At 37.6% G+C, this 2,812-nt stretch carries 7 protein-coding genes; all 7 read right to left on the reverse strand.

Translation table 11 applies throughout. The features are described 5' to 3' along the window. Positions 1 to 56 precede the first annotated feature (56 nt). Complete coding sequence (locus Xsto_RS20135; protein WP_244590473.1) at positions 57 to 413, reverse strand: hypothetical protein; 357 nt, start codon at positions 411 to 413, stop codon at positions 57 to 59. Positions 414 to 607: 194 nt separating this feature from the next. After that, a complete protein-coding gene (locus tag Xsto_RS20140; RefSeq protein WP_099126234.1) occupies positions 608 to 793 on the reverse strand; it encodes a hypothetical protein in 186 nt (61 codons plus the stop codon). Between the two features lie 101 nt (positions 794 to 894). After that, entirely contained in the window at positions 895 to 1,455 is a 561-nt protein-coding gene (locus Xsto_RS20145) for an HNH endonuclease (protein ID WP_099126235.1), read from the reverse strand. A 78-nt stretch (positions 1,456 to 1,533) separates the two neighbouring features. Then, the gene (locus Xsto_RS20155; RefSeq protein WP_099126236.1) at positions 1,534 to 1,884 is read right to left on the reverse strand and encodes a phage protein NinX family protein; all 351 of its coding nucleotides are present in this window, start codon (positions 1,882 to 1,884) and stop codon (positions 1,534 to 1,536) included. An 11-nt stretch (positions 1,885 to 1,895) separates the two neighbouring features. Continuing rightward, the gene (locus Xsto_RS20160) at positions 1,896 to 2,384 is read right to left on the reverse strand and encodes a hypothetical protein (protein ID WP_099126237.1); all 489 of its coding nucleotides are present in this window, start codon (positions 2,382 to 2,384) and stop codon (positions 1,896 to 1,898) included. After that, positions 2,374 to 2,592, reverse strand: coding sequence for a hypothetical protein (locus Xsto_RS20165; protein WP_099126238.1), 219 nt, complete (start codon positions 2,590 to 2,592; stop codon positions 2,374 to 2,376). The genes Xsto_RS20160 and Xsto_RS20165 overlap by 11 nt, the downstream gene beginning before the upstream one ends. Next, the coding region (locus tag Xsto_RS20170; protein ID WP_244590474.1) for a zinc-finger-containing protein at positions 2,589 to 2,812 on the reverse strand (224 nt) is incomplete at its 5' end. The genes Xsto_RS20170 and Xsto_RS20165, both read right to left, overlap by 4 nt.

Consider the following 2,812-nt stretch of genomic DNA (forward strand, 5'->3'; position numbering starts at 1 on the left):
CGGTTTTACACCGTATCGTTCTGCCAGTTCCTGAGTTTTAATGTAAGGTGACTGATTCATTTTTCCTCTCCTTTCTGATACCCGTTCTCCAATATCACCCTTGCTACACTCGCCGGGGTTGCCTTATCACTCCACGTTGCATCGAAAATAATGTTGTTCAGTTCCGCCATGAGAATATCGTTCAAATTCTTCGGTCTTGCAGAGTAGGGCACCTCATCGGGCACCCCTTCCATAATGTCGATAGTGAGCCGGGCTATTTCTGTTGCTTCCCGTTCCGGCTTACGGTATCCAGAATGCCAGACTACATCGGTGATATCAGACGGATCACCCCAGACTGAGGCAATAATCTGAGTTAGTTGGAATGAGTGACTGAACACTTCATTTTTTTCCTGATGGCGGTGCATGAGTTTCATCTCCTCTCCTTCCGAATAATCCGCACATAATAAGCCAGCACTGATTTAGCACTGAATCTCATGTGGTTGAGTGGTTTAAATTTGGGTGTGTGTTTATCTAGAATTGCGGTGACTGATGTGTCGTCGTATTTGGATGCTGTTTCAGTTCCTTAAGGCAATCCCTTGCCACCTTCCTCCTTGCGTTCTCGAATTCGTTAGTCATTGGTAAGTGTGGTTTTTATTTCCGAAGCTGGAAACTCAATATCATTTAATGCATCCTGTACAGTATCAGTTATGGACAAAACCAAACTTTCATCAGATAACTTGTCATCATCATAAAAATCACAAAACTCTTTAGCTGATTTACGAGATATTTCAATTGATATTTTTGGTATATTCACGTTATTTTCCTTATTTCGTTGTTACCTATATTGAATAGATGTTCTTTATCTACAGTGGTTATTAATTTTCGTGGGGTAATAAAAGGCCGCCAAATTAAAAACTATAAGTTTCTATCACTACCGTGGTTCTTATGATAACCACAGACTTTTTCAGCGGCTTTTCTTGCTGCTACAGCTTCACTTTTAGTATCAAAAAGACCCAGATTTATTTGGGTGTTGTTTATCCATATATGAGATTGCCATTTATTATCTTCATATTTCCCAACTCCAGCATATCCTGTAGTATTTGTTTTAAACTTTCTCATGTTCCTGTTATTTTCTGTAACAGTAACGCTTCTTAAATTTGATATTCTATTGTCAGTTCCATCTCCATTAATATGATCAACCATATTAGGTTGTTCATTTTTATGTATAACCCAACATATACGATGAACTAAATGTGTATCTCTGCCGACTTTAACAGCAAGATAACGTTTCCCATTTTTATTTTTTCTGATGCTTCCAACTACTTTACCAGCTTTCCTGTTATTAAATGATTTTGCAGCATGTTCATCCTTGAACATTGATGAATGTCTCTCTTTCCAAATTAAATTGCCAGTTTCTGGGTTATATATAAATATCCTTTTCATTTCTTCTATGTCGATAAATCTAGCTTTGGGCATAATTTAACGTCCTTAAATAACGGGAGGGGAGTTTGCCATAAATCTTTAAATTCGGGAGGGGTATTACTACCTCCAAAGTCATCTTTCATTCTCCATATCCTTCATATGCAGAAATATAACCATTGCTGCTTTATATGGATTATCAAGAAAGCACTCTATTTCACCGTCATTACTTGCATAGTGAAACTTTCTGTCCTGAAATATAAGACTGATTCCATATTTAATAATTATTGGCATAGATTCTGATGGATTATTACAGGGATCGAATGCCCGGCCTCGTTTACTGATAAAGCCACCATAATTATCACCTGATGAAACATTCCATATCATTTCTTCTGAATCATTGGCGCAAAACATACATTGTAATATGTTGAATTTTTCAGCTACTAGCTTGTTAATTTCAAAATCTGATAATTGACTGTAGTCCATATTACTTCTCGTTATTTGTTTGGATGACGGTAGAGAGGAGCTAATAATATGCTTTTGTTATCACCTATATCATGAATGCTTTTATAAACCTCACCATCAGCTATGTTATATATGGCAACTGGCTTCATATTTTCATATTCAGCGAGTTTCTTTGCTAATTCTTCCAGTGAGTTTTTAATTTTCTCTACGGCAGGTGTTTCTGAGCGAATAATTTCCAGTGCTTTTATTGTACTTACTTCGCTTTCCATTCGTTTATTTACCCAACCATCCAAATCATCTGAATTACTTTCTGCCTCAGATAATAAATCTTCCTCAGCCCAATCAAAAAGGCCTTCCATCCAAGCCATAGCCTGCTCTTTGTCTCCTTTCTCTAATAAGCAGAGTGCGGCTGCATTTGCTAGTAAAAGTCTCTCTATTATCCAAGAATTAGATAGCTCCATTGCTGCTTTAACTTGCAAATTTTCTATTTCCCGCGCCAACTCAATTACATCATTGTTCATTATTATCACCTGTATATTTAATTTTACTTGTCAATTGCTCAGCTTCTTGCTGTTTAAGCTTGTCCATAAATTCATCGCTGAATTCGATATAATAATCTTCTTCACGCTGCAAATATTGTTCGTTATAGATATAGGCCTCTTCCTGACAGCCGGGACAATATTTACTGCCGCGTTTATTAGTTCCGCAATTTACACAATAATTACTCATTTAAACCCCCTACATATACTCTCTGCTTTCTTACACATATCAGTATCAAACCAGCCGAAGTGACAGGTGTTGAAACTGATGTCCAATTGACGTGCTAACCATTGATAGGCTTCCGTGCGCGCTAAATTACGACTCCTGACGACATCATCAAAATAACGATGTGCTGATACTCTGGCCTGTCGCGTTTTCTTATCCGCCAGTGACCCCATCGGGATATCGG

The sequence above is a fragment of the Xenorhabdus stockiae genome (assembly GCF_002632825.1).
In the GTDB taxonomy this organism is placed as follows: Bacteria; Pseudomonadota; Gammaproteobacteria; order Enterobacterales; family Enterobacteriaceae; genus Xenorhabdus; species Xenorhabdus stockiae.